General features: G+C 70.9%; 19 protein-coding genes and 2 pseudogenes. 14 read left to right on the forward strand and 7 right to left on the reverse strand.

Annotation, left to right across the window (positions count from 1 at the left end; all coding sequences use genetic code 11):
• Window positions 1-21: 21 nt before the first annotated feature.
• From hisG to ACSHXN_RS33265, 4 genes are all read left to right on the forward strand, one after another.
• Window positions 22-870: an ATP phosphoribosyltransferase gene (gene hisG / locus ACSHXN_RS33250; RefSeq protein ID WP_355138064.1), complete on the forward strand. Its 849-nt coding sequence runs from the start codon at window positions 22-24 to the stop codon at window positions 868-870.
• A gap of 14 nt (window positions 871-884) precedes the next feature.
• Complete coding sequence (locus tag ACSHXN_RS33255; RefSeq protein ID WP_355138062.1) at window positions 885-1,340, forward strand: PH domain-containing protein; 456 nt, start codon at window positions 885-887, stop codon at window positions 1,338-1,340.
• Between the two features lie 223 nt (window positions 1,341-1,563).
• Entirely contained in the window at window positions 1,564-2,901 is a 1,338-nt protein-coding gene (locus ACSHXN_RS33260; RefSeq protein ID WP_355138060.1) for a hemolysin family protein, read from the forward strand.
• Window positions 2,898-3,995, forward strand: a complete 1,098-nt coding sequence (locus tag ACSHXN_RS33265; RefSeq protein WP_355138058.1) for a hemolysin family protein — start codon at window positions 2,898-2,900, stop codon at window positions 3,993-3,995. The genes ACSHXN_RS33260 and ACSHXN_RS33265 overlap by 4 nt, the downstream gene beginning before the upstream one ends.
• Before the next feature lie 110 nt (window positions 3,996-4,105).
• On the opposite strand, the gene ACSHXN_RS33270 is transcribed toward ACSHXN_RS33265, so the two are convergent.
• On the reverse strand, window positions 4,106-5,962 hold the full coding sequence (locus tag ACSHXN_RS33270; protein ID WP_355138056.1) for an AAA family ATPase: 1,857 nt from the start codon (window positions 5,960-5,962) through the stop codon (window positions 4,106-4,108).
• A gap of 428 nt (window positions 5,963-6,390) precedes the next feature.
• Window positions 6,391-7,011: a uridine kinase family protein gene (locus ACSHXN_RS33275; protein ID WP_356295025.1), complete on the reverse strand. Its 621-nt coding sequence runs from the start codon at window positions 7,009-7,011 to the stop codon at window positions 6,391-6,393.
• Between the two features lie 238 nt (window positions 7,012-7,249).
• Between ACSHXN_RS33275 and ACSHXN_RS33280 the strand changes: the two are divergent.
• The 5 genes and pseudogenes from ACSHXN_RS33280 to ACSHXN_RS33300 form a co-directional block, all read left to right on the forward strand.
• A pseudogene (locus ACSHXN_RS33280) lies at window positions 7,250-7,594 on the forward strand (hypothetical protein); the annotation flags it as partial.
• Between the two features lie 143 nt (window positions 7,595-7,737).
• Window positions 7,738-9,190 (forward strand): annotated as a pseudogene (locus ACSHXN_RS33285) (amino acid permease).
• A gap of 257 nt (window positions 9,191-9,447) precedes the next feature.
• Complete coding sequence (locus ACSHXN_RS33290; RefSeq protein ID WP_438304758.1) at window positions 9,448-10,809, forward strand: peptidase C39 family protein; 1,362 nt, start codon at window positions 9,448-9,450, stop codon at window positions 10,807-10,809.
• Between the two features lie 153 nt (window positions 10,810-10,962).
• On the forward strand, window positions 10,963-11,109 hold the full coding sequence (locus ACSHXN_RS33295) for an SCO1431 family membrane protein (protein WP_355138052.1): 147 nt from the start codon (window positions 10,963-10,965) through the stop codon (window positions 11,107-11,109).
• Window positions 11,110-11,248: 139 nt separating this feature from the next.
• Entirely contained in the window at window positions 11,249-11,908 is a 660-nt protein-coding gene (locus ACSHXN_RS33300) for a TetR/AcrR family transcriptional regulator (protein ID WP_355138183.1), read from the forward strand.
• A 59-nt stretch (window positions 11,909-11,967) separates the two neighbouring features.
• On the opposite strand, the gene ACSHXN_RS33305 is transcribed toward ACSHXN_RS33300, so the two are convergent.
• The gene (locus ACSHXN_RS33305; RefSeq protein ID WP_356114937.1) at window positions 11,968-13,209 is read right to left on the reverse strand and encodes a glycoside hydrolase family 18 protein; all 1,242 of its coding nucleotides are present in this window, start codon (window positions 13,207-13,209) and stop codon (window positions 11,968-11,970) included.
• A 335-nt stretch (window positions 13,210-13,544) separates the two neighbouring features.
• Between ACSHXN_RS33305 and ACSHXN_RS33310 the strand changes: the two genes are divergently transcribed.
• Complete coding sequence (locus tag ACSHXN_RS33310; RefSeq protein ID WP_355138048.1) at window positions 13,545-14,723, forward strand: acyl-CoA dehydrogenase family protein; 1,179 nt, start codon at window positions 13,545-13,547, stop codon at window positions 14,721-14,723.
• On the opposite strand, the gene ACSHXN_RS33315 is transcribed toward ACSHXN_RS33310, so the two are convergent.
• Window positions 14,686-14,949, reverse strand: coding sequence for a hypothetical protein (locus ACSHXN_RS33315; RefSeq protein WP_383354653.1), 264 nt, complete (start codon window positions 14,947-14,949; stop codon window positions 14,686-14,688). The two genes, ACSHXN_RS33310 and ACSHXN_RS33315, sit on opposite strands and share 38 nt — an antisense overlap.
• 271 nt (window positions 14,950-15,220) lie before the next feature.
• On the reverse strand, window positions 15,221-15,649 hold the full coding sequence (locus ACSHXN_RS33320; protein WP_355138046.1) for a hypothetical protein: 429 nt from the start codon (window positions 15,647-15,649) through the stop codon (window positions 15,221-15,223).
• Window positions 15,650-15,918: 269 nt separating this feature from the next.
• Between ACSHXN_RS33320 and ACSHXN_RS33325 the strand changes: the two genes are divergently transcribed.
• The 4 genes from ACSHXN_RS33325 to fxsA all read left to right on the forward strand — a co-directional run bounded on the left by ACSHXN_RS33325 (window position 15,919) and on the right by fxsA (window position 20,137).
• Window positions 15,919-16,359, forward strand: coding sequence for an Lrp/AsnC family transcriptional regulator (locus ACSHXN_RS33325; RefSeq protein ID WP_355138044.1), 441 nt, complete (start codon window positions 15,919-15,921; stop codon window positions 16,357-16,359).
• Between the two features lie 47 nt (window positions 16,360-16,406).
• Window positions 16,407-18,023 (forward strand): amidohydrolase, encoded by a 1,617-nt coding sequence (locus tag ACSHXN_RS33330; RefSeq protein WP_355138042.1) that lies wholly within the window; start codon window positions 16,407-16,409, stop codon window positions 18,021-18,023.
• Between the two features lie 612 nt (window positions 18,024-18,635).
• Window positions 18,636-19,430, forward strand: coding sequence for a polyprenol monophosphomannose synthase (locus ACSHXN_RS33335; RefSeq protein WP_356114938.1), 795 nt, complete (start codon window positions 18,636-18,638; stop codon window positions 19,428-19,430).
• A gap of 140 nt (window positions 19,431-19,570) precedes the next feature.
• Complete coding sequence (gene fxsA / locus ACSHXN_RS33340; RefSeq protein WP_355138038.1) at window positions 19,571-20,137, forward strand: FxsA family membrane protein; 567 nt, start codon at window positions 19,571-19,573, stop codon at window positions 20,135-20,137.
• 109 nt (window positions 20,138-20,246) lie between these two features.
• Here fxsA and ACSHXN_RS33345 read toward each other — a convergent pair whose 3' ends face one another.
• A complete protein-coding gene (locus ACSHXN_RS33345; RefSeq protein ID WP_009187548.1) occupies window positions 20,247-20,621 on the reverse strand; it encodes an RNA polymerase-binding protein RbpA in 375 nt (124 codons plus the stop codon).
• 255 nt (window positions 20,622-20,876) lie between these two features.
• Window positions 20,877-22,223 (reverse strand): MFS transporter, encoded by a 1,347-nt coding sequence (locus ACSHXN_RS33350; RefSeq protein ID WP_383354659.1) that lies wholly within the window; start codon window positions 22,221-22,223, stop codon window positions 20,877-20,879.
• Window positions 22,224-22,235: the final 12 nt, after the last annotated feature.

The raw sequence follows: 22,235 nt of genomic DNA on the forward strand, positions 1-22,235 counted from the left end.
CCAACGAAGGAAGCCGACCTCATGCTGCGCATCGCCGTCCCCAACAAGGGTTCCCTGTCCGGCCCTGCGGCGGACATGCTGCATGAGGCCGGCTACCAGCAGCGCAGGGAGTCGAAGGAGCTCCGCATCGTCGACCCGGAGAACGAGGTGGAGTTCTTCTACCTCCGTCCCCGCGACATCGCGATCTACGTGTCCTCCGGCCGGCTCGACATCGGTATCACCGGCCGCGACCTGCTCATCGACTCCGGCGCCAACGCCGAGGAGATCCTGCCGCTCGGCTTCGCCCGCTCCACCTTCCGCTTCGCCACCAAGCCCGGCACCGCCGGCGGCGTCGAGGACCTCGCGGGCAGGACGGTCGCCACCTCCTACGAGGGCATCGTCGCCAAGCACCTCGCCGACAAGGGCATCGACGCCTCCGTCGTCCACCTGGACGGCGCCGTCGAGACCGCCATCGAGCTCGGCGTCGCCGACGTCATCGCGGACGTGGTCGAGACCGGTACCTCGCTGCGCAACGCGGGTCTCGAGGTCATCGGCGAGCCGATCATGAAGTCCGAGGCGATCGTCGTCCGCCGGACCGGCGCCGACGTCGAGGAGCCCAAGGTCCAGCAGTTCCTGCGCCGCCTGCAGGGCGTCCTGGTGGCCCGGACCTACGTGATGATGGACTACGACTGCCGCGTCGAGCAGCTCGAGAAGGCGGTCGCGCTGACCCCCGGCCTGGAGTCGCCGACCGTCTCGCCCCTGCACAACGAGGGCTGGGTCGCCGTGCGGGCGATGGTCCCCTCCAAGGAGGCGCAGCGGATCATGGACGACCTCTACGCCATCGGGGCCCGTGCCATCCTGACCACGGCCATCCACGCCTGCCGCCTCTGAGGAACCGTACGACGATGCCGGACCTGCCCACCCTTCCCGTGACCTTCCGGCCCGGACGCACCCGGGCCGTGCTGCTGAGCGCCGGCGTCGCGATCTTCGTGGTCATCACCGCGGTCGCGATGCTCCTGGAGCAGCTCAGCCCCGGGGAGCGCCTCAGTTTCATCCTGACGGCGGCACTCCTCTTCGGGGTTCTGCTCCTGCTCGCCCGGCCCAAGGTCGTCGCGGACGAATCCGGGGTCACCGTGGTGAACATCACCAGCAGCCGCCATCTGCACTGGGCCGAGATCGTGCAGGTCAACCTGCGTCCGGGTGACCCATGGGTGTTCCTCAACCTGAGCGACGGCACCAGCCTGCCCGCCCTCGGCATCCAGCCGGGCATCGCCAAGGAGCGCGCCATCACGGACGCGCGTACGCTCCGGGCGCTCGCCGAGGCCCGTTCCGCACACGACTCCGGACGACATCACAGCTGACTCGGGCCGTCCGCCCTGCCGCACCGGCCGGAGTCTTGACTAATCTGGTGACAGAGGCGCCCCGAGGCGCCTTTGCCCCTGAGGTTCCGCCCGGTGCTCAGGGGCTCCTGCTACCCGAGGAGTGACTCCCTCCGGCGATGGACGGATCGTCCTGCAGTACCTGCGCCGCCCCCTGCCGACATAGCGCGGACCGTGTCCGCGTGAACGCGGAGGCGGCGGCATCATGAGCGTTCCCTTGCTGCTCCTAGGGGCGGCATTTCTGCTGATCCTGGCCAACGGATTCTTCGTCGCGGCCGAGTTCGGTCTCGTCACGGTCGAGCGGCCCGACGCCGAGAAGGCCGCGGCCGGGGGCGACCGACGGGCCCGCACGGTCGTCGAGTCGCTCAGGGAGCTGTCCTTCCAGCTCTCGGGCACCCAGCTCGGCATCACCATCACCTCACTCGTGGTCGGCATGCTGGCCGAGCCCGCGCTGGCGGAACTCCTGCGCGGCCCGTTCACCATGCTCGGCATCCCCGAGGGCGCCGTCTCCGGCGTCGCCGTGGTGGTGGGCATGCTGCTGGCCTCCGCCGTGCAGATGGTGATCGGCGAACTCGTGCCCAAGAACTGGGCCGTGTCCCGGCCGCTCCAGGTCGCGCGCTTCGTGGCCGGCCCGCAGCACCACTTCTCGCGGCTGTTCCGGCCGGTGATCGCGGCTCTCAACGCGGTTGCCAACCGGCTGGTGCGCGCCCTCGGGGTCGAGCCCGCCGAGGAGCTGGCCTCCGCCCGTACCCCCGATGAGCTCGTCTCCCTGGCCCGGCACTCGGCTCAGGCCGGTGCTCTGGAACAGGACACCGCGGACCTGTTCGTACGGACGCTGTCCCTGGGCGAGCTGACCGCGCAGCATGTGATGACCCCCCGGGTGAAGGTGAGTGCGCTGCAGTCGTCCGCCACCGCGGAGGACGTGGTCAATCTCACCCGTGCCACCGGTCTGTCCCGCTTCCCCGTCTACCGGGAGAAGATCGACGAGATCGTCGGCATGGTGCATCTGAAGGACGCCCTCGCGGTGCCCTCGCACGAGCGGCTGCGCACGCCCGTCACCCGGATCGCCCAAGCGCCCCTGCTCGTTCCCGAGACGCTGCCCGTGCAGCCCCTCCTCGAGCGGCTGCGCAGCGAGCAGCCCATCGCCGTCGTCGTCGACGAGTACGGCGGCACGGCGGGCGTGGTCACCCTGGAGGACATCGTCGAGGAGCTCGTCGGCGAGGTGCGTGACGAGCACGACGGACTGGACCTGCCCGAACTCGCCGTCGCGCCGTCCGAGGACGGGCGCCCCGCCTGGGACGCCGACGGCAGCTGCCGGGTCGACATCCTGCAGCGCATAGGCCTCGACGTGCCGGAGGGGCCGTACGAGACGGTGGCCGGACTGGTCGCCGACCTGCTCGGCCGGATCCCCGCCCCCGGTGACCGGGCCGAGCTGCCGGGCTGGCGGCTCACGGTGCGCCAGGTGGGGCACTACCGCGCGGAGCGGGTCAGGCTCGTGAAGCTCGCGGACAGTCCCGTGCCGGTCGCGGAGGCGGTGCGATGAGCTTGCTGCAACTCGTGTTCGCGGCACTGCTGGTGCTGGCGAACGGGTTCTTCGTGGGCGCCGAGTTCGCGCTGGTGTCGGTGCGGCGCAGCCAGATCGAGCCGCTCGCGACCGCGCGGGCACGGCAGGTGCTGTACGGGCTCGAGCGGCTGCCGCAGATGATGGCCGCGGCCCAGTTCGGCATCACCCTGTGCTCGCTGACGCTGGGCGCCGTCGCCGAACCGACGGTGGCGCATCTGCTCGAGCCGGTGTTCGAAGCGGTGCGCATTCCCGACGGGATGGTGCATCCGCTCGGTTATGTGGTCGCCCTCGCGGCCGTCGTCTTCTTCCACCTGGTGATCGGCGAGATGGTGCCGAAGAACCTGGCGATGGCGGCACCGGAGAAGGCCGCGCTGTGGCTGAGTCCGGGTCTTGTGGCCTTCGCCCGGCTGTGCCGTCCGGTGACGGTCGCGCTGAGCGCCTGCGCCAAGCTGATCCTCAAGCTGTTCCGGGTGGACCCGAAGGACGAGGTCGAGGCGGTCTTCACCAGTGAGCAGCTCAACCAGCTGGTGGAGGACTCGGGCCAGGCGGGACTGCTCGATCCCGAGGAGCAGGAGCGGCTGGAGGACGCGCTGGAGCTGGGCTCGCGCCCGGTGACGGACGTACTCCTGGACCCGGTGTCCCTGGTGACCGTGGAGCCCACGGTCACCCCCGGGGAGGTGGTGGCCCTGACCGCGCGCACGGGCTACTCGCGTTTCCCCGTGGTCGCGGCCAACGGCGCCGTCATGGGCTATCTGCATGTGAAGGACGTCCTCGATCAGGAGGAGTCCGAGCGGGCGGTACCCCAGCAGCTCTGGCGCCCGATGACCACGCTCGCGGCGGACCTGCCCCTGGACGACGCCCTGACGGTGATGCGCCGGGCCGCCACGCACCTGGCCCAGGTGGCCGACGGCTCCGGCCGGGTGCTGGGTCTGGTCGCCCTGGAGGACGTCCTGGAGCTGCTGGTGGGCGAGGTCAGGGACCCCGCGCATCGCGAGGCTCCGCCGCAGCCGCGGACGGCCGAACCGCAGCCGCGGACGGCCGAACCGGAGCAGCGGGAGGCGGTGGCGAGCTGATCGCGGTTCACCCGCGCCCCGGGAGGGGCGCGGGTGACGTGCCCCGCACTCATCCGCGGGGCGGCACCCCGTCCCGCGGTCGCCGTACCCGCCGGGTCCTGGGGCGCTCCTCACAATCCCGGGGGATCCTGGGGTCCGCGGCCCGACAGGACCTCGCCGTACGCCTGCATGAGATCGGGCAGCCGCAGGGTCGACAGGTCGTCCCGGGACGGGATCCCGGGGTACCCGCTCAGCCGCAGATCCCGGTACGCGCAGCTCTTCTCGTACAGTGTGCGCAGGAACCGGCCGTTGCCGAGTTCGTCGATCCAGCCCTGGTCCACGACGTGACCGGCGATCGAGCGGAGCTCCTCCAGAGCCTCCTCGTCCCACATGTCGCCGTTCTCCGCGGCCAGGACCTCGCCGATCGCGGTGAGTTCCAGCGGTCGGTACGAGGGGAAGTCGACCCGGGTGGTGAAGCGGGAGGACAGGCCGGGGTTGGCGGCGAGCAGACGGTCCATGCCCTCGGGGTAGCCGGCGAGGATCACCACCAGGTGGTCGCGGTTGTCCTCGGCCCGCTTCAGCAGCACCTGCAGCGCCTCGTCCCCGTACGCGTCGCCCTTGCCGTACCCCGAGTTGGACAGGGAGTACGCCTCGTCGACGAACAGTACGCCGCCGATCGCCGAGTCGATCAGTTCGTTCGCCTTCACCGCGGTCTGCCCCAGGTACTCGCCCACCAGGTCGGCGCGCTGCGCCTCCACCAGATGGTCGCCGCCGAGCAGGCCGAGGGCGTAGAAGACCCGGCCGAGGATCCGCGCCACCGTCGTCTTGCCCGTGCCCGAGGGACCGGAGAAGACGAAGTGCCGTTTGGGCGGCTGCACGGGTAAGCCCTGTCCGGCCCGCAACCGGGCCATGTTCAGTTGCGCGGACAGCGCCTTGACCTGCCGCTTCACCGGCTCGAGGCCCACCATGCGCTCCAGCTCGGCGAGTGCCTCCTCCAGCAGGGCCGGATCCGTGGGCCCGGCCGGCAGCGGCGACGAGGGCATGGTGGCCTTCTCCCGCACCGGGTCGCCCGGGGCCGGCAGGCCGCCGGTCGGCGGTTCGGGGTCCGAGAGCTTCACGTCCCGGCCCTCGGCGCCGAACAGCGGATCGAGGCCGTCCGGCCCCTCCAGCACGTCGCCCCCGGCGGTGAACGTCATCGCGGTCAGATCGGTCGACTCGTCGTAGCCGTCGCTCTCGGCGATCGCCGCGAGCCGCGCGGAGGTGTCCATGAAGGCGGGGTCCACCCGGTGCACCGCCCGGTACAGGGGCAGGGCGGCGGCGGAACGTCCCGTGCCCTCGTGTGCGCGGGCCAGCCAGTAGCGCAGCTCCTTGCGCTGCGGCTGCTCGCTGCGGCAGCGCATCAGGGAGGCGGAGAGCAGCGGCTCGGCCTGCCCGAACATCTCCAGGCGCACCCGGGCCATCCCCCCGAACAGACCGGCCTCGATGCCGAGCATGGGGTCGTCGATCAGCGGATCGGTGTGCCGGACCAGCTGCTCCCAGTCCTTGACCAGGTAGGCCCGGCAGGCGTGCAGGAAGCGGACCTGCGGGTCGGCGTCCACGGGCGGCAGCCCGGCGAGGGCCCGGTCCAGTTCGGGCACATGGCGGCCGTCCAGCCAGTGCGAGGCGTGCGCGAGCAGCAGGTCGCGCGGGTTCTCCAGCACCGGTTGCACCCACCAGCCCAGCCAGTACCAGGAGTTGAGCGTGCGGCGGTGGCGTGAGCGCTGTTCCCCGAATCGGTCGCGGTGCCGGAACATGCGCAGCAGCGCGGTCGTCGTGTCGACGCGGAGCGCGTGCAGCCCGAGCCAGCCGTCGGCCATCCCGGGATCCATGCGGACCGCAGCGCGGAACTCCTCCTCCGCCTGTGGATAGGCGCCCATCGTGTAGGCGTCGACGCCTCGCAGCCAGGCGAGGTCGGCCGGCGCCTCGGGGCCCCGCGAGCCGAAGTCCATCACGTCCCCCACAAACCGTGCCCCCGTTGGTTCACCGCCGGGCCCGTGCCCGTCGGCCGCCTTGCTCGAACCGCTGTGCCGCGGACCGGAGTTGCAACGGTGCGCGCTGTCCGACGGGCGCACCGAGAGGCATCGTACCTGCGGGGGAGCGGCGTACCGAAGGGTGCCGCACGAGCCGTTCGATGAGCTGGGAGCAGACGGGGCGCACACTGCGCGGTGACCCAGGGTGAACGAATCACGCCTCCCGGCGCCCGAGGCGACGCCTCCAGGGCAGAACGAAGCCCCCGATCACGGGGGAACAACCGGGGGCTTCGCGTCCTGCGGGCGGCTGCGAAAGCCGCACATTGAGAACGTAAGTCCTGTACGGCTCCCGGGTCAAGCTGCCCCGAAGCACTCAAGGAAGTTCTCCCACAAGGGTCTTCGCGAGGTCAGCACACTGCCGATGGTCCATCACTGTGGGTGAGGAACTGGTCCGGACCATGTCCTCTCCCGGGTCCCGGAAGTACCTTGTATCCCTTATTTCCCTGCCGCACCAGGAGGTCGGCGAAGGGGCGCGACGGGTCCCGCGCGAAGTGATGCCGCTCCGCCTCGACCCATCCCGCCCAGAACGCCTTCTGTTCGTCGCCGTCCCGCGCCCGTCCCCGAGCCCAGGCCTCCTCGTGGGGCAGTTCCATCCACAGCAACCGCGCCAGGCGGGGGCGCAGGGCCCGGCGGCCGGCACCGACGCCCTCGATCAGGACCACCGGAGCCGGCGGCAGGATCCGTGCCGGGCCGAACTGCCGGGCGCGCCAGTCGTAGGGGCGGTAGTGCGCCGACTCGCCGCGGCCGAGCGGTTCGATCACCTCGCGCAGCAGTCGATCCGTCCAGGCGAACTGCTCCTCGTGTGTGGCGATGTCGTCGAGGTGCAGCACGGGCGCGCCGCCGAGTGCGGCCGCCAACTCCGCCGCGAACGTGGACTTTCCGGAGCCGGCGTGTCCGTCGACGCCGACGAGCCGCACGGGACCGCAGGACGGGGGCAGTCGGTGCAGGCGCGATGCGAGGCGGTGAATGGCGATTCCCTGGAGCGAGGGGGTGCGGGCATATTTCGATAAAACATTCTACGCGCGGGGCCATCACCCTACGGTCCGGAGGCGGATGCGGTTCCCGAAATGGTGCCGCATTGAACTGTCAAGACGTCAATCAATGGCGTGTTCCTTTTTGTCTCCGACGGACCGGAGAACGTGTTCAACCGACTATTCGGGAATCGCCATTCCGGTTGAGGTGCACGCTGAGCAGGGTGCCTGATGGGCGCCGGGCATCTCGCCGGTGCGGCTGCTGCCCCTCGTCGCCCTCGTCGAGGGCTACCGGCCCTCGCAGCTGCCGGCCGGCCGTGTCCGGGAGGAGCGCCAGTGGCGCTCCATCGCGCTCGCCCTCTACCGGAACCGGCTGCCCGAGGTCGCCGGTCGCCGGTTCACGCCGGTGCTCGACCTGGCGTATCTCGCGCACGCCCTGGTCATGGCCCAGCGTGCGTTCGAGGCACGCGCCGTCCTCACCGCCATGGGGCCCTTCGCCGCACGTATGCCCTGGAGCGTCTTCGGTGATCCCGAGGAACAGCTCTCGCGCGCCCGCCGCGTCTGCGGGCTGCCCGTGCCGGGGGCGACCCGAACCCTTCGGGCTCCATTCCATCCCCCACACAGAAAGGTCCGGTTGTGCCGGAACGGATGCCAGCGCCTCGTACGAGGCGACCTGCAGGCCGGGATTCGGTCGCGATCGACGACGACGCGACACTGCACGCCATGGGATATCCACGGAAACTCACCAGGAGGTTCCGGGCCTTCGGCAATTTCGCCATATCCTTCACCATCATCAACATCATCTCCGGAATCTTCTGCTCGTTCGGATTCGGTATGAACGCGGGCGGCCCGTTTGTTCTCGTCTTCGGCTGGATCGGCGACTCCGTCATGGTGCTTTCATCGGAGCCGCGATGGGGGAAGCGGCGTCCGCCTGTCCGACGAGCGGGGCGCTGTATTTCTCGGCCGGGAAACTCGCGAAACGGCATCGGGGCGCCTGGTCCTGGTTCACGGGCCGGCTCAACTTCGGGGGCCGGGTGGGCGGCACGGCGGCCATCGGATGCGCGGCCACCACGTTCGTCCAGGCCTTCCTGGCCCGCAGTGGTCCTCGTACGAGCCGACCGCGCACCGGACCGTGCTGATCACCGCACTGATCATCGTGATCCAGGGGCCGGCCGACACTTACACCGTGCGGCTCGTCGCCGTTCTCAACCGGATCTCCGTGGGGTGGCTGCTGATCGGGCTCGTCGTGATCGTGGGCGCGCTCGTGGCCGTGCCGGACGAGCACCGTCCCGCGTCCTTCGTCACGCATTTCGTGAACAACACCGGCTTCACCGGCGGCTTCTACGGGGGCATGCTCGGTCTGCTCGTCACCAGCCGGACCTTCACCGGCTTCGACGGCAGCTTCCACATGTCCGAGGAGACGGTACGGCCGACGGTCGACGCGCCCCGGGATCACCCGCGCCATCGGCCGGCCGGCGGTCACGGGCCTGATCCTGATGCTCGCCCTGGTGTACAGCATCGGTGACTACGCCGAGGTGGCCGGCGCCTCGGCGCCGAGCCCGTCCAGATCCTCATGGACGGGCTCGGCACGGTGGCGGCGAAGGTGCTGCTGCTGGTGGTCGTCGGCGCCGTGCTCTTCTGCGGCCCGGCCGATCTCACCGGCAACACCCGGCAGATCTTCGCCTTCTCCCAGGACGGCGCGATGCCCGGCTCCCGCTGATGGCACTCGGTCTCGCCGCGTACCCGTACACCTGTGAAGGGGGTCTGGCTCGCGGTCGTCTGCCCGCTCGCCCTCGTGCCGCCCGGCCGGTGGTCCCACACCGCCTTCACCGCGATCGTCAGCGTCAACGTCGTCGGGCTCTTCCTCACCTGCGCCGTGCCGATCCTCCCGCGGCTCAGGCTCGGCGCCGGGTTCCGGCCCGGATCCCGGCACCTGGGCCGGTGGAGCACACCCGTCGGTGTCGTCGCCGTCGCCTGGACCGTGCTCAGCAGTGCGCTCTTCATGCTGCCCCGGGCGTCGCCGATCACCGTCGGTACCTTCAACTGCGCAGCGATCGCCCTGGCGGTCGTACTGGTCGTGGCCGCGGTCTGGTGGTGCGCCACCGCGCGCCGCCGCTTCCGGGGGCCGGTGAGCTACGGACGGCCGGACGAGGTGGCGGCGATGGATCTCGTCTGAGGGTGCCGTGCATCCGGCGCCCCGGCCCCGTTCGCCCGGTCGCCGCCCGGCACGTCACTCGGTCGGGCGCCGGGCGGGGGTGTGGTGATCATGCCGGTCGGAGTCACGGCATCGCAGGTCATACCAGTGGTCCAGGCCAATATTGGTGGGCGCGTCCCTTGCCGAAATGCTGGCAGAAGTCCCCGGGCGGCGGCCATAGTTGGCCCACATCGTGCGTCTGAACCGCTGCTTCCGGACAACTGGGGGGTCACCCACCGATGACGAGAGCTTCAGAGCCGTCCCGCAGAACCATCCTCGCCGCGGCGGTCGCCGCGGCCGCCGCGACCGCCGGTGCGGGCCCTGCGGCCGCGGCCGCAGAGCCCGACGGCGGGCCGACGAAAGCCTCCCCGAGCCTCGTGGACAACCGTGCCTGGACCTCGTACGCGCAGTGGCGGACCGGCTCCGTGCGAGGGGTCCGTGCCGTCGCGGGAGTCCGCCCGGGCGTGGTGATCTCCGAGCCCGAGGGCCGCACCGACTACACCGACCCGCACACGGGGAGGACCGCCTCCTGGGAGTACGCCACCTGGACCTCGCCGGTGCATGTGCTGTCGGTCCCGTCCACCGAGGCCATCGCCTCGTGGAACGCGGACACCCCGGCCGGCACCTGGCTCCAGGTGGAGCTCAAGGGCACCTACTCCGACGGCACGGACACGCCCTGGTACGTGATGGGCCGCTGGGCGGCCGGCGACCAGGACATCCGGCGGACGTCCGTCGACGACCAGTCGGACGGCAAGAGCGACATCTGGACCGACACCTTCGCCATCTCCGACGCCGCGTCGGGTCTGCGCCTGGCGGCGTACCAGTTGCGCCTGACGCTCTACCGCACACCGGGCACCCGGCTCACCCCCACGGTGTGGCGCATCGGCGCCATGGGCTCGGCCATCCCCGACCGCTTCACGGTCCCCGCCTCGAAGCCCGGCCTCGCCGAGGAGCTGGTCGTCCCGCGCTACTCGCAGGAGATCCACAAGGGGCAGTACCCGGAGTACGACAACGGCGGCGAGGCCTGGTGCAGCCCCACCTCCTCGCAGATGATCATCGAGTACTGGGGCCGGAAACCCACCCCCGGGCAACTGTCCTGGGTCGACCCGTCGTACACCGACCCGCAGGTCTGCCACGCCGCCCGGTCCACCTACGACTACCAGTACCAGGGCTGCGGGAACTGGCCCTTCAACGCCGCCTACGCGGCGACGTTCCAGGACCTCCAGGGCGTGGTCACCCGGCTGTCCTCCCTGAAGGACCTGGAGACGCTGATCGCGGCGGGCATCCCGGCCATAACGTCGCAGTCGTTCCTGAAGGAGGAGCTGACCGGGGCGGGGTACGGGACCTCAGGTCATCTGATGACCGTGATCGGCTTCACCGCCGACGGCGACGTGATCGCCAACGATCCGGCCTCACCGAGCGACGAGGCGGTGCGCCGGGTCTACAAGCGGGCCGAATGGGAGACCATCTGGCTGCGGACCAAGCGGTACAACGCCTCCGGCAGTGTCGTGTCCGGCACGGGCGGCGTCTGCTACCTGTACTTCCCCGCCCGTCTCACCGCGCGCCAGCGCCTCGCGCTCGCGGCGGTGGGCGTCCGCTGACACCGCGCGGATCCCGGCCATGAAGCGGGGCCCCCGGGAAACCGGGGGCCCCGGTGTGTGACCAAGCTCTCCGCCGCGCCGGTGCATTCCGGTGGCAAGGTGGACACATCGGTGGGGGGAGTCCATCGCACAGTCCTACACCAGCGAGATGCCATGACCGCCACCTCAGCCACCACCGCCCGACTCCGCGCCCGCACGGGTGGCCCGAAGGACGACGGACCCAAGATCGTCGAGCATGTCCTGGGCTGGGTCCTCGTGGCGGTCCTCGCGATGCTCGTCACGCAGCTCGGCCTGCTGTGACGCGAGCGGCCCCGGGTTTTCCGGGCCGGCCGGCAATTCCGGAACAACGCCTCATCTGATCGATCAGAGCGGAACATGCCGGTGGTGTCGTTCTGCAATACTGCGGATGTCCCGCTGGCATTCGGAGGCTTGGCCGAAATTGAATATCAGTCAACAGCGAGGTGGCGTAGGCCCCCAGGCGCGTGCCACCGATCGCTCGCTGGCCCGCCGCGCCGAACTCATCGCCATCGGCCGCAAGTTGTTCGCCGACACCTCGTACGACGCGCTGTCGATGGACGACATCGCGCGCCATGCCCATGTGGCCAAAGGGCTGATTTACTACTACTTCAAATCGAAGCGGGGCTATTACCTCGCCATTGTCGAGGATTCGGTGGCCGACCTCGTCACCTCCGCGGCCGGCGGTCTGGAACTCCCGGCGGTGGATCGTGTGCACCGCACCATCGACCGCTATCTGCGCTACGCCGAGCACCATCAGGCCGCCTATCGGACCATCGTCAGCGGCGGCGTCGGGTTCGACGCCCAGGTGCACGCCATCCGGGACGGGGTGCGCGAGGCGATCGTCGCGACCATCGCCGAGGGGGCGTACGGCCGGCGTGACATCTCACCGCTGGCACGCATGGGGCTCTTCGCCTGGGTGTGCAGCGTGGAGGGCGCGACGCTGGACTGGATCGCCCGCCCGGGACTGACCCGGGACGCCATGCGCGAACTGCTGGTGAAGACGCTCGGCGGCACCCTGCGCGCCATCGAGGAGCTCGAACCCCGGTACCCGGCGCCGCCGCCGGCCCGCCGCGACGGCTGACCGCACCGTGGGGCGGCGGCCGCAGCGGCCCCCGCCCCCGGATGTCGTTGGTCCACCGGTCAGTTGATCGCCTTGATCAGCTCTCCGTTCGCGGTGTCACCGCTCAGCTCCCAGAGGAAGGTGCCGCCGAGGCCCTGCTGGTTCTTGTACGTCATCTTCGTCGCGATGGTCGACGGGGTGTCGTAACTCCACCAGTTGCTGCCGCACTTGGCATAGGCGGTGCCGGCGACGGTGCCGGTCGCCGGGCACTTGGTCTTGAGCACCTTGTAGTCGTCGATCCCCTGCTCGTAGGTGCCCGCCGCCGGGCCCGTGGCCGTGCCGCCCGGTGCGGCCTGGGTGACCCCGGTCCAGCCGCGGCCGTAGAAGCCGATGCCGAGCAGCAGTTTCGAGGCCGGTATGCCGAGCCCGGCGAGCTTCGTGATGGTCGCCGAGGTGTGGTAATTCGCCTTCGGGATTCCCGAGTAGGAGTTCAGCGGCGAGTGGGGGGCGGTCGGGCCTGCCGCGTCCCAGGCGCCGAAGTAGTCGTAGGTCATCGGGTTGTACCAGTCGACGTACTGGGCCGCCCCCGCGTAGTTCGCCGCGTCGATCTTCCCGCCGCTCGTGGCGTCGGCCGTGATGGCCGCGGTGACCAGTGCACCTGAGCCGAACTTCGACCGCAGCGCCGCCATCAGGTTCTTGAACGCCTCCCGGCCGCTCGTGTCACAGGTGTTGCCGCAGGCGTTCGGGTACTCCCAGTCGATGTCGATGCCGTCGAAGACGCCCGCCCACTTGGAGTTCTTGACCAGGTCGTAGCAGGACTGCGCGAACGCGGCCGGGTTCTTGGCCGCCTCACCGAAACCGCTCGACCAGGTCCAGCCGCCGAACGACCAGAGGACCTTGAGGTTCGGGTGCTTCTTCTTCAGCTTCAGCAGCTGGTTGAAGTTGCCGCGCAACGGCTGGTCCCAGGTGTCGGCGACGCCGTCCACCGACTCGGCCGCGGTGTAGGCGCGGTCGGTGGCGGCGTAGGAGTCGCCCATCGCGCACTTGCCGCCCGTGACGTTGCCGAAGGCGTAGTTGATGTGGGTGAGCTTCGCGGCGGAGCCGGAGGTCTCGATGTTCTTGACGAAGTACTTGCGGTCGTACGTGCCCCATTCGGTGAAGTAGCCGACGACCTTGGAGCCGGCCGCGGCCGGCTGCGCCGGTCCTTGTGCGGTGGCGGTCGCGGTGCCCGCGCCGGCGAGCAGACCGGCGCCGAGAACGGCGCAGCAGGCGGCGGACACGAGCGCCCGGAAGCGGACGCGCGAGCGGTGGGGTGTGAGCATCGTGTCTCCTCGTGGGGGAGAGGGGAACGCGCGCTGACTGAACGCGTGCCGATTGGCATGAACGCGGTGAAGCGGTGGATCGACCCTAGGAGGACTAGACCATTTTGGTCAATGGTTCGGACCAATTGGGATCCGAGGCGTTTCTTTGAGTAAGCGGTCGTTAACTGGTGACTCCGTGCCTCCGATCGGGCATACTCACAGCGCCACAGCCGCTGGTCAGCAGCTGCCGAGACCCGGAGCGGCGAGCATCGGCGAGGCCCAGTGAGACCCGGCGGAGTCGCCACACCCACGGCGCACCTCCCGCCGAAGCGCCCGACAGGGAGGAGAGCGTCGCCATGCCCGACCGCGCCCCGCAGCCGGTGGATCGCCCATTGCCCACGGACGAGGCCCGGGATCTGATCTCGCTCGTCCGCGACATCGCACAGCACGAGATCGCCCCGAAGGCGGCCGAGGAGGAGGACGCGGGACACTTCCCGCGCGAGGTGTTCCGGCTGCTCTCCGAATCCGGGCTGCTGGGCCTGCCCTACGACTCCGAGTACGGCGGCGGTGACCAGCCGTACGAGGTGTACCTCCAGGTCCTCGAGGAGCTCGCAGCGGCCCGCCTGACGGTCGGTCTCGGGGTCAGTGTGCACACCCTGTCCTGCCATGCCGTCGCCCACTTCGGCACCAAGCAGCAGCAGGTCGAGCACCTGCCCGCCATGCTCGGCGGCGGTCTGCTCGGCGCCTACTGCCTCTCCGAGGCGACGTCCGGATCGGACGCTGCCTCCCTGCGCACCAGAGCGGCCCGGGACGAGCAGGGGGGCGACTGGCAGATCACGGGCACGAAGTCGTGGATCACCCACGGCGGGATCGCCGACTTCTACACCGTGATGGCGCGCACCGGCGAGGAGGGCCCCAGGGGGATCACCGCCTTCCTGGTCCCCGGCGACGCCGCGGGCCTGAGCGCTGCGCTGCCCGAGCGGAAGATGGGCATGAAGGGCTCACCCACGGCGCAGGTCCACTTCGACGGCGTACGGGTACCCGACGCCCGCCGCATCGGCGAGCAGGGGCAGGGCTTCGCCATCGCTCTGGCGGCGCTCGACTCCGGGCGGCTCGGCATCGCCGCCTGCGCCGTCGGACTGGCCCAGTCAGCCCTCGACGAGGCGCTCGCGTACGCCTCGGGGCGGCGTCAGTTCGGGCGTCCGATCTCGGACTTCGAAGGGCTGCGCTTCATGCTCGCCGACATGGCGACGCAGATCGAGGCCGGCCGGGCGCTGTATCTGGCGGCGGCGCGACTGCGCGACGCGGGCCGGCCGTTCGCCAAGCAGGCCGCCATGGCCAAGCTGCACTGCACCGACACCGCGATGAAGGTCACCACCGACGCCGTCCAGGTGCTCGGCGGGTACGGCTACACGGCCGACTTCCCGGCCGAGCGGTACATGCGCGAGGCCAAGGCGCTGCAGATCGTCGAGGGCACGAATCAGATCCAGCGCATGGTCATCGCCCGTCACCTCGCTGGTCCCGAGTCGCACTGAACGACTCCTGCCCCGCCATCGGCCGGCCGGGGCCGCCGGGAGGCGCCGCGAGCCGCACCCACTCCGGGTCGTGGCGCCCCGGGAGCGTCCGGCCTCCGTCGGCCCAGGTCCGCATCAGCGCACGGTAGATGGGCGGGTCCGGGGGCTGCGGTGGCGGAGGCGCTCCCACGGGTGCCGGAACGAACACCCGTCGCAGACGCCCGGCCGCCGAATGCGTCGGAGTCATACCAGGCAAACGCCGGGCCCCGTGCACAGGTCACCGGCCGGGGAATCGAGCGTGAGTTCCCCGGTGTCCCGTACGGGGGTCGGCGCGATGTCACCGGGTGGTGTGCCGTGGCACATCCCTGCAGGCGACGCGTCCGGCGGCCGCCGGACGCCGTCCCGTGCGCGCCGGGGAGCCTGCGGTCCGTACGGCCTGGTCCTGCACCACGCGTGCGTGACGTCGTGCAGGGAGGACGAGCGGTCCCGGGCGGCCGCGAACGGGTGGCGCGGGCCGGTCAGGCCGCCTGGCCCCGCAGCACGGGCATCTGCATCGGGCGCGAGCCCGGGCCGCCGACGTGGGAGAACGGCTGCGTGCGCCAGTCCAGCCCCTGGGGGAGGGTCAGCAGCAGTGCGGTGTCCTGCTCCTGGGGCGTCGTGGACTCGTCCGCGGGGCGGGCGTCGGACGCCGCGCGGCCCGTGCCGCGGCAGACCGTCAGACCGAACGGGTTCCAGGGCGAGGCGCACAGCGCGTGCTCGGGGAGGAACTCCTCGTCCGCCAGAAGCGCGATGGGCTGCGCGCAGTCCGGGCAGAAGACCCGGTACATCTCGAAGGTGTCGTACGCGTCGAACTCGTCGTCGCCGGATTCGACACCCTCCGGCTCGGGCTCGACGACCGGCTGCTGGCGCTTGGACGCGGTACGACCAGGGCGCTTCAGACTGTGCATGGGATTCTCCCCCTCGGACTGGGCCGGTACGGCGCTGTGGCCTCGACCACAGCAAGCACTTCCCGTCCGGTCACGGCGGTAATCACGAAGACATCACGAAGCCTGTTCGCACACTGTGGCGTTCGTCACATGCCGCCGGAGGGTGCCGGGCCCGGGAGGCGAAGCCCTCGGGACATACCCGGCTGCCGGTGCCGGCAACATCACGAACCGGCCATGACCTGCACCGCTGAGGTGCCCGCGGGATCGGGCGCACTGTAGGTTCTAGCGCCATGGAGGAGCTGGACCGACAGATCGTGCAGCTGCTCGTCAAGGACGGGCGGATGAGCTACACCGACCTGGGCAAGGCCACGGGCCTGTCCACCTCGGCCGTGCACCAGCGGGTGCGCCGGCTGGAGCAGCGCGGTGTCATCCGCGGGTACGCCGCGGTTGTCGACCCGGAGGCGATCGGGTTGCCCATGACCGCCTTCATCTCGGTGAAACCGTTCGATCCCAGCGCCCCCGACGACATCGCCGAGCGACTCGCCGGTGTCCCCGAGATCGAGGCCTGCCACAGCGTCGCCGGCGACGAGAACTACATCCTCAAGGTCCGTGTGGCCACGCCCCACGAACTCGAGGAACTGCTGGCGCGCCTCAGGTCGCTCGCAGGCGTGTCCACGCGCACCACGGTCGTGCTGTCCACCCCGTACGAGGCACGACCGCCCCGCGTCTGACCCACCTGCCTGCGGGGCGGCCGGGGCGAGGCGCGAGACTGTTCCCCATGAACGAGCGCACCGCCCCGCAGCAGACCGTCCTGTTGCGCCGAGGAGAAGTCCACAGCCCAGCCGACCCCTTCGCGACCGCCATGGTCGTCGAACGCGGGCAGGTCGCCTGGGTCGGCTCCGAAGGGGCCGCGGACGCCTTCGCGGAGGGCGTGGACGAGGTCGTCGACCTGGACGGCGCGCTCGTCACCCCGGCGTTCACGGACGCGCATGTGCACACCACTGCCACGGGTCTCGCGCTCACCGGGCTCGACCTGTCCGCTGCGCCCTCCCTGCCGGCCGCCCTCGCGCTTGTCCGTGACTTCGCCGCGGCCCGGCCGGAGGACCGCGTCCTCCTCGGCCACGGCTGGGACGCCGCCCGCTGGCCCGAGCGCCGGGCACCCCGCCGGGACGAACTGGACGAGGCCACCGGTGGCCGTCCCCTCTACCTCACCCGGATCGACGTCCATTCGGCCGTCGTCACCACGGCCCTGCTGGATCTGGCGCCGGGCGTCCGCGACAAGGCCGGTTTCGCCGAAGGGGAACCGCTCACCCGGGACGCCCACCACGCCGTACGCGCCGCCGCCTACGCGGCGGTCACCCCGGACCAGCGCACCGCGGCGCAGCGGGCCGCGCTCGCGCACGCCGCCTCCCTCGGTATCGGCTCGGTCCACGAGTGCGCCGGACCGGAGATCTCCTCCGAGGACGACTTCGCCGGGCTGCTGCGGCTCGCCGCGGCGGAGCCCGGGCCCCGGGTGGTCGGCTACTGGGCCGAACAGGACGTGGACAAGGCCCGCCGGCTGGGTGCCGTGGGCGCCGCCGGCGACCTGTTCGTGGACGGCTCCATCGGCTCGCACACCGCATGCCTGCACGAGCCGTACACGGACGCCGCCCACACGGGCGCCGCGTACCTGGACGCCGCGGCCGTCGCCGCCCACGTCGTCGCGTGCACCGAGGCCGGGCTCCAGGCGGGCTTCCACGCCATCGGTGACGCCGCCGTCGTCGCCGTGGTCGAGGGCGTGCGCGCCGCAGCCGAGAAGGTGGGGCTCGCCCGCGTCCGGGCCGCCCGCCACCGGATCGAGCATGCCGAGATGCTCACCCCCGAGACCGTCGCCGCGTTCGCCGAACTGGGCCTGACCGCCTCCGTCCAGCCGGCCTTCGACGCGCTGTGGGGCGGTGCCGACGGCATGTACGCCCAGCGGCTCGGTGCCGAGCGGGCCCGCACCCTGAATCCCTTCGCGGCACTGCTGCGTGCGGGCGTGCCGCTCGCCTTCGGCTCCGACAGCCCCGTCACCCCGCTGGACCCGTGGGGCACGGTGCGCGCAGCCGCCTTCCACCGCACGCCCGAGCACCGGGTCTCCGTGCGCGCCGCGTTCACCGCGCACACGCGCGGCGGCTGGCGGGCCGTCGGACGGGACGACGCCGGGGTGCTGGTTCCCGGCGCCCCGGCGGACTACGCGGTGTGGCGCACGGACGAGCTGATCGTCCAGGCCCCCGACGACCGGGTCGCCCGCTGGTCCACGGACCCCCGCTCCGGTACCCCCGGCCTGCCCGATCTGAGCCCGGGCACCGAACTGCCGCTGTGCCTGCGCACGGTGGTGGGCGGCCGGACGGTGTTCGTGCGCCCGGGCGAGTGATCTCCCGGGGTGGCGCGGTGCCGATCGGGCACCGCGGTTCTGCGGCGCGACCTGCGCATCCTCCGCTCTGACCAGGTCATTGCTGAAATAATCGCAGGTCAAACGGCTGTTGACAGCGAGGCGCAGGGGGCCGGTAGGTTCGGCCGGGTCCACCACCGGACGTCCGACCGGAGAACCTCCGCGCAGTCGCCGGAGCGCCGCTGGGTCAGGGATGGTGTGCCGCACCGGCGCACCACCACTGGGAGCCAGGCTCAGCGCCCGCGCCACGGCGAGGGCAACGTTCCGGTCGGTCGGCATGGTGTGATCCGGGTGGGGCCCGGGCGTTCAGTAGACAACGGCTTTCGGTCGACCCGCAGCCAGCGGGTGCCAGGTCGGCCCGAAGGGCGCCGGGCCCCGATCCGCGGCGCTGCTGTGCGGGGGCGCACACCGGGGCTGCGCCCGTGGCGCGGGGGTTTCCGTCCGGGACCGGGACCCGCGGGACCCGCGGACACAGCAGCGGCCGCTCTTACCCGACTCTTGCGCAATCGACACCCCCTTGGGTGCAAGCTGTCCCGTCGGCCCAGGCCGGAGCCACTATGGTGGTGCCCTGCGAACGGACATGAAGGGGCAGCAGTGAACGACGGCGACGGGACCCTCGCGGCAGGAGCCCAGGGGAGGCAGTTCGGCCCGCTCGGCACCGCCCTGGTGATCATTCCGACCTACAACGAGGCGGAGAACATCAAGGCGATCGTCGGCCGGGTGCGGTCGGCCGTGCCTGAGGCGCATGTCCTCGTGGCCGACGACAACAGCCCCGACGGCACGGGCAAGCTCGCGGACGAGTTGGCCGTCGAGGACGACCATGTCCAGGTGCTGCACCGCAAGGGCAAGGAAGGCCTGGGCGCCGCGTACCTGGCCGGCTTCCGCTGGGGCATGGAGCACGGCTACGGCGTACTGATCGAGATGGACGCCGACGGCTCCCACCAGCCGGAGGAGCTGCCGCGCCTGCTGACCGCGCTCAAGGGGGCCGACCTGGTGCTCGGCTCGCGCTGGGTGCCGGGCGGCCGGGTGGTGAACTGGCCCAAGAGCCGGGAGTTCATCTCCCGCGGGGGCAGTCTCTACTCGCGTCTCGCGCTGGACCTGCCGCTGCGCGACATCACCGGTGGTTACCGTGCCTTCCGCCGCGAGACCCTCGAAGGGCTCGGGCTGGACGAGGTGGCCTCGCAGGGGTACTGCTTCCAGGTCGACCTGGCCCGGCGCGCCGTCAAGGCGGGCTACCACGTCGTCGAGGTGCCGATCACCTTCGTCGAGCGTGAGCTCGGCGACTCCAAGATGAGCCGCGACATCCTCGTCGAGGCGCTGTGGCGGGTCACGGCGTGGGGCGTGGCCGACCGCGTCGCCAAGCTGAGCGGCCGCGGCAAGTCCGCCTAGCCGCGGCCCGGCTCCCTGTCGGGCCGTACGTCCATCCGGCGCGGCGTCCGTCGTCGCCCGTAAGCCGGCCGGCTTACGGGCGAACGCCGCTGATCACCCCCCTTATCCCGCATTGAGCCCGCTTTCGGCACACTGGGACCATGACGACTGGTGCCCCCGCTTCCCCTCACCCCGCCTCCCGGCCACGGCGTTCCCGGCTGCGCACGTTTCTGCCGCTGGGTGTCGCCGCGTGGCTGGTGCTGGAGATCTGGCTGCTCACGCTGGTGGCGGGCGCGGCCGGCGGGTTCACGGTGTTCCTGCTGCTGGTGGCCGGCCTCGTGCTCGGCGCCGTGGTGATCAAGCGGGCCGGACGCCGGGCGTTCCGCGCTCTCGGTGAGACGCTCCAGGCACGGCAGTCGGGCGAGGAGCCCAAGGGCGGTGGCGGCAACGGGCTGATGATGCTCGGCGGTCTGCTGCTGATGCTGCCGGGCCTGATCTCCGATGTGCTGGGGCTGCTGCTTCTTGTTCCGCCGGTCCAGAAGGCGGTGAGCCGTACGGCGGAACGCAGCATCGACCGCAGGCTGCGTGAGGCGGCGCCCGGCAGTTTCGGTGACGCCTTCCAGCAGGCTCGTATTCACCGTCCCGACGGAAAGGTCGTTCAGGGTGAGGTCATCAGGGACGAGCCGTCATCGGCGCCCCAGGAGCCGCGTCCGCCTCTGAACCGCTGAGGCCGCGGCCCGCACACACGATGCGCCAGTGGGCGCCGCACGTCGTATCGACGTGCGGCGCCCACTGGCGCATCGCATGCGTGGTGTCCCGCCAGGGCCCCTGATGGGACTACGCGGACTTGCGGCTGTCCCTCGGATGGACGGCAATGTTCATCGCGCCGGAGCGGAGAACGGCCAGGCGCTCCTCGAGGACCTCTTCGAGCTCCTCGCGGGTGCGTCGCTCCATCAGCATGTCCCAGTGCGTACGCGCCGGCTTGGCCTTTTTCTCTTCCGGGCCGTCACCGTCCACCAGGAGTGCCGGGGCCCCGCAGACCTTGCACTCCCACTCCGGCGGGATCTCCGCCTCGACCGAGAAGGGCATCTCGAAGCGGTGCCCCTTCTCGCATGCGTACTCCACGGCCTGGCGCGGAGCCAAGTCGATGCCGCGGTCCGTCTCGTAGCTGGTCACCACGAGGCGCGTGCCGCGAAGAGCTCGCTCACTCATGAATCGTGCCTCCCGGGCTTGTCGCCCACAGGACAGGTGTCGCTGTCGTCGTCATCCGGTCAACGTCCGGTCGGCGGTAAAGATTCCCGTTCCGGGCCATGCGTCGCCGTCGTAGCCGCCCCTTGTTGTACCCACCAGCGCCCGGTTTGTCACATCTGCCAGCAGATGTCACCCAGCGGCTCGTCTCCTTTGACGCGCAGTAACGGTACGCCTTGCAGGCCAAACGCGTACACTACCGCCCTTTGCCGTCAGGTGCTAAATCCTCTCGGGCACCGGATTTCCCGCGTCGCGCACCGCCTGCCGCACCGGGACCCGGGCCAGCAGGACGAATCCGATGAGGAAGAACACCACCAGCGAGATGATCGCGTCCCGATAGCTTCCGGTCAGCTGGTAGGTGAGCCCGAACAGCAGCGGTCCGAGCCAGCTCATGCCGCGGTCACTCATCTCGTACGCCGAGAAGTACTCGGCCTCCCTGCCGGGCGGCACCAGATGGGAGAAGAGCGAGCGCGACAGGGCCTGGCTGCCGCCGAGGACCATTCCGATGCAGGCCGCCAGGACGAAGAACCAGACCGGTGCGCCGGCGGGCAGGAAGTAGCCCGCGCCGAGCGTCACGGTCCAGGCGACGAGCGAAGCGAGGACGGTGCGCTTGGCCCCGTACTTCCGGGCCAGCCGCCCCATCCCCAGGGCGCCGCCCACTGCCAGCACCTGCACCAGCAGCACGGCCGCGATCAGGGTCGACTGGCCCAGGCCCAGTTCCTCGGAGCCGTACACCGACGCCTGGGAGATGACGGTCTGGATGCCGTCGTTGTAGATGAGGTAGGCCACCAGGAAGGCGAGGGTGAGCGGTTTGCCGCGCATGTCGCGGACCGTCGCCGCCAGCTGCCGCCAGCCGTGCACCGAGGGCGCCGGGTCCGCCGTACGGCGGTCCCGCAGCCGCCGCAGCGGTACCAGTGTGAAGGCGCCCCACCAGATGCCCGCCGAGGCCAGGCAGATACGGACCGCGGTGGACTCCGAGACGCCGAAGGAGTCATGGGCCGTGAACAGGACCAGGTTCGCGACCAGGACCAGGGAGCCGGCGGCGTAACCGAAGGCCCAGCCGCGTGAGGAGACCGCGTCGCGCTCCTCGGGCGGTGCGATCTGCGGGAGATAGGAGTTGTAGACCACCATCGAGACGGCCACCGAAGCGTTCGCGACGATCAGCAGGAGGCCGCCGAGCAGATAGCGCTGCCCGTCCAGGAAGAACATCCCCGTGGTGGCCGCGGCACCCAGGTACGCGCAGAGACCGAGCAGCGGCTTCTTGCGTCCGCTGCGGTCGGCGGCCGCTCCGGCGAGCGGCATGACGAGGATCGCGACGACGACGGAGGCGGAGACCGAGTACGCGAAGAAGGATCCCGCGCGGACCGGCACGCCCAGCGGATGGACGTAACCGTCCGGGTCCGCCGCCGATTTGGCCACCGAGGTGAGATAGGGGCCGAGGAACACGGTCAGCACGCTCGTCGAGTAGACGGAGCACGCCCAGTCGTAGAAGTACCACCCGCGCTGTTCGCGCCGCCGCTCGGCGGGGTCGTCCGCCGCCACTGCCCGCAGGGTGTCGGTGCCCACCCGTGCCCTCGC

Source organism: Streptomyces sp. HUAS TT11 (assembly GCF_051553595.1).
Lineage (GTDB): Bacteria > Actinomycetota > Actinomycetes > Streptomycetales > Streptomycetaceae > Streptomyces.